Raw genomic sequence first — 4,048 nt, 5'->3', positions numbered from 1 at the left:
GTCCTGAGCCGCCCGCCCGCCGCGGAGTCCGTCCCGACCAGGTCGAACCAGCTGCGCGACGTCGTCCGTCTGGTGCGCCGGGGCGACGACAGCACCCGCGCCGCGCGGGCGGCTCAGGACGCCGCGGGGGCGCAGCTCGGGCTCGCACGCTCCGCCCCGGTGATCCTGGTGATGCTGCAGGGCGCGGTCCGGGACCGCCGGCGCGTCCTGCTCGGCTATGTCAACCAGCAGGGGACTCCCAGCGACCGGGTCGTGCGCCCGACGCTGCTGGAGGGCGGTTGGCTCACCGCGTGGGACGAGCGCAGCGAGGCTCCCCGCCGCTTCGCCCTGCACCGGGTGACCGGGGTGGCCGACATCGACGACCCGTTCGGCGGCCCGCCGGTGCCCGACGTCGGCGACTGGGTGGTTCCGCCGGCGGCCGACGACCTGCCCGGCCCGCGCTGACCGGTCGGGTCGTACCCGTACGCTGGTGGCGGGCCCGTGGTGACTGCGCGGCGGGCTGACGGAGGGTACCTGCCGCCGCCGGTTGTATCGACGGGTGCCGGTCGTACCGACGGGCGCGGTGGCGCGGAACACGCGGAAGGCGGTGGCGGCTTGCCGGATGGTCCCCTGATCGTCCAGTCGGACAAGACCCTCCTGCTGGAGGTCGATCACCCGCTCGCCCCGGAGGCACGGGCGTCGATCGCGCCGTTCGCGGAGCTGGAGCGCTCGCCCGAGCACGTGCACACCTACCGGGTGACGCCGCTCGCGCTGTGGAACGCCCGCGCGGCCGGGCACGACGCCGAGCAGGTCGTCGACGCCCTCGTCCGCTACTCGAGGTACGCCGTCCCGAACGCGCTGCTGGTCGACGTCGCCGACACGATGGACCGTTACGGGCGCCTCCGGCTGGAGAACGACCCCGTGCACGGCCTGGTGATGCGCGCGCTGGACAGGGCCGTCCTCACCGAGGTGACCAGGTCCAAGCGGGTCGCCCCGATGCTCGGCGCCCGGGTCGACGACGACACCGTGATCGTGCACCCGTCCGAGCGCGGCCGGCTCAAGCAGGCGCTGCTCAAGGTCGGCTGGCCCGCCGAGGATCTCGCCGGCTACGTCGACGGCGAGAAGCACGAGATCGTGCTGCGCGAGGAGGGGTGGTCCCTGCGGGACTACCAGAAGGGCGCGGTGGCCGGCTTCTGGGAGGGCGGCTCCGGTGTCGTGGTCCTTCCCAGCGGCGCGGGCAAGACGGTCGTCGGCGCCGCGGCGATGGCCCGCGCCGGCGCGACCACGCTGATCCTGGTCACCAACACCGTCGCCGGTCGGCAGTGGCGCACCGAGCTGCTGCGGCGGACCACGCTGACCGAGGACGAGATCGGCGAGTACTCCGGCGAGCGTAAGGAGATCCGTCCCGTCACCATCGCCACGTACCAGGTGATGACGGCCCGCCGGAAGGGCGAGTACCTGCACCTGGAGCTGTTCGGCGCGCGTGACTGGGGCCTGATCGTCTATGACGAGGTCCACCTGCTGCCCGCCCCGGTCTTCCGGATGACGGCGGACATCCAGTCCCGCCGTCGCCTGGGGCTGACCGCCACGCTCATCCGCGAGGACGGCCGCGAGGGGGACGTGTTCTCCCTCATCGGGCCGAAGCGCTACGACGCTCCGTGGCGCGATATCGAGGCCCAGGGCTGGATCGCGCCGGCGGAGTGCACGGAGGTCCGGGTCACCCTCACCGACGACGAGCGGATGACCTACGCCGTCGCCGAGCCGGAGGAGCGGTACAAGGTCTGCTCCACCGCGCACAGCAAGAGCCTGGTCGTGCGCCGGCTCGTCGAGCGCCACGCCGACGACCGGGTGCTGGTCATCGGCGCCTACCTGGACCAGCTCGACGAGCTGGGGCGCCTGCTCGACGCGCCGGTGATCCAGGGCTCCACTCGCAACAAGGAACGCGAGCGGCTCTTCGAGGCCTTCCGGACCGGCGAGATCACGACGCTGGTCGTGTCGAAGGTCGCCAACGTCTCCATCGACCTGCCGGAGGCCGGGGTGGCCATCCAGGTCAGCGGCACCTTCGGTTCCCGCCAGGAGGAGGCCCAGCGCCTCGGCCGGGTGCTGCGGCCCAAGGCGGACGGCCGCTCCGCGCACTTCTACACCGTGGTCTCCCGGGACACCCTCGACCAGGAGTACGCCGCGCACCGTCAGCGCTTCCTGGCCGAGCAGGGCTACGCCTACACCATCGTCGACGCCGACGACGTGGCCTGACCCACGTCGGCCGACCGACGTGGCCTGACGGCCGGGATGGTCAGTCGTCGGGCGGGTCGATGAGCTCGGCCGGGGTCACCGTCACCGGGAACGGCCGCAGGACGCTGAGCTCCTCGTCGCCGCACACGATGCCGGCCGGCACGTAGTCGCGGCCGACCAGTTCGAACGCCTCGATCGTCGCCGAATCCGGGTCGACGAGCCAGCACACGGGGACCCCGTGCTCCCGGTACACGTCGAGCTTCAGCGTGCGGTCGTAGCGGCGGGTGCTGGCGTCGGCGACCTCGACCACGCCGAACGGCGTCTCGGTGATCCGCCGCCGGTCGGGGTCGCCGACCGCGACCACGGCCACGTCCGGCACGAGCAGGCACCGGGGCGACAGCTCGACCTGGACGCCGGTGAACACCTGTGCGCCCGAGGTCGCCGCCTGGGCGAGCAGCGCCCGCAGCCGATCGGTGACCCGGGCCCGCAGCGGAGTCGGCCAGGGGCGGGTGACACACAGCCCGTCGAGCACCTCGACGCGCGCGTCCTCCAGGGCCGTCGCGTCGAGATCCGCGACGGACACCGGTGGGGCCGGCAGCGTAAGGGTCGGGCGGTGGGATCGCAGTGGGGTGGGAGCCTGAACCACAGTGCTCATCGTGCCTGTTGCTCCGTCCGCTGTCGAAGGTGTGGGTGTCGACCCGCCGATGACGCACGTCGGCGCGCCGGGGCGCAGCCGTCCGGTTGTCGTCTGCCAGTGCTCCCCCGATGATCCTCCGTGGACGGACTTGCGGCCGCGCGGCGAGGTTGGGACGCCCACGGATTGTCCGGGTCGTCCGGGCCGGGCGCTTCGGACCGCCGAGCACCCGATGGTGCTTGCCGCACTGGCTCCTTCGGTGTGGGAGAAGCGGTCCGATAACGGGGCCTAAGTCCAGAAAGGTCGATTTCATACCCGTGATCTATGTCCTGGTGAAGCGCCGACCTCTTGTTGATCTAATTACTCCCTGGTAACTTCACGTCCAGTCGATCAGGGCTGGCTCATCCGGCCCGGGACCGACCCGGGGCGACTCTTTGCGGTATCCCTTCTCCGGCCGCCTGGGAGCGGCTGGAGGGAGATTCCGTGGGGGACGCCTCGCACCGCGGGAACTGACCGCGCCGGCTCCGTCCCCAATCGGCGCATCCCGCGGGCGGTCACCCGCCGCCGTGGCACCTCCCACCCGGCGGCTGGGTGACCGACTACCACGCCCCCCGGACCACCACGCCCCCGGACCACCGTCCCCGCTCGAGCTTCCGGGCTGCCGGCGGAAGAGGCCCCGGGCTGCCCGGAAACGCCGAAGGGCGGCCCCGGCCATGGCCGGAACCGCCCTTCTGTGCTCGCCAGAGAGCGTGGGGGAGAGGACTCAGAAGTCCATCTCGCCGCCGCCGCCCGGCATGGCCGGGGCCTTGTCCTTCTCCGGCTTGTCCGCGATGACGGCCTCGGTGGTGAGGAAGAGGCCGGCGATCGACGCGGCGTTCTGCAGCGCCGAGCGGGTGACCTTCGCCGGGTCGATGATCCCGGTGGCGACCATGTCGACGTACTCGCCGGTCGCCGCGTTCAGGCCGTGCCCGGTCGGGAGGTTGCGCACCTTCTCGACCACGACGCCGCCCTCGAGACCGCTGTTGAACGCGATCTGCTTGATCGGCGCCTCCAGGGCGAGACGGACGATGTTCGCACCGGTGGCCTCGTCGCCGGAGAGGTCGAGCTTCTCGAAGGCGCTGGTCGCGGCCTGCAGGAGCGCGACGCCACCGCCGGCGACGATGCCCTCCTCGACCGCGGCCTTCGCGTTCGAGACGGCGTCCT

The 4,048-nt window shown here is 72.3% G+C and carries 4 protein-coding genes; 2 read left to right on the top strand and 2 right to left on the bottom strand.

The window, feature by feature from the left end:
* Together FMEAI12_RS33530 and FMEAI12_RS33525 are read left to right on the top strand one after the other, a co-directional pair.
* On the top strand, nt 1-444 hold a 444-nt coding region (locus FMEAI12_RS33530; protein WP_146776833.1), incomplete at its 5' end, for a WYL domain-containing protein.
* Nucleotides 445-594: 150 nt separating this feature from the next.
* Complete coding sequence (locus FMEAI12_RS33525) at nt 595-2,232, top strand: DNA repair helicase XPB (protein WP_112109129.1); 1,638 nt, start codon at nt 595-597, stop codon at nt 2,230-2,232.
* 40 nt (nt 2,233-2,272) lie between these two features.
* On the opposite strand, the gene FMEAI12_RS33520 is transcribed toward FMEAI12_RS33525, so the two are convergent.
* Complete coding sequence (locus FMEAI12_RS33520) at nt 2,273-2,866, bottom strand: Uma2 family endonuclease (RefSeq protein WP_012157618.1); 594 nt, start codon at nt 2,864-2,866, stop codon at nt 2,273-2,275.
* A 742-nt stretch (nt 2,867-3,608) separates the two neighbouring features.
* On the bottom strand, nt 3,609-4,048 hold a 440-nt coding region (locus FMEAI12_RS33515; RefSeq protein ID WP_304598644.1), incomplete at its 5' end, for a TCP-1/cpn60 chaperonin family protein.

The sequence above is a fragment of the Parafrankia sp. Ea1.12 genome (genome assembly GCF_900465275.1).
GTDB classification, from domain to species: Bacteria; Actinomycetota; Actinomycetes; order Frankiales; family Frankiaceae; genus Parafrankia; species Parafrankia soli.
Note: the sequence above shows the minus strand (reverse complement) of the source record. Positions and strands in the feature narration are given on the sequence as shown.

Coding starts and splice junctions, on each gene's coding strand:
- FMEAI12_RS33520 (WP_012157618.1), bottom strand. CDS start 2,866: ATGAGCACTGTGGTTCAGGCTCCCACCCCACTGCGATCCCACCGCCCG.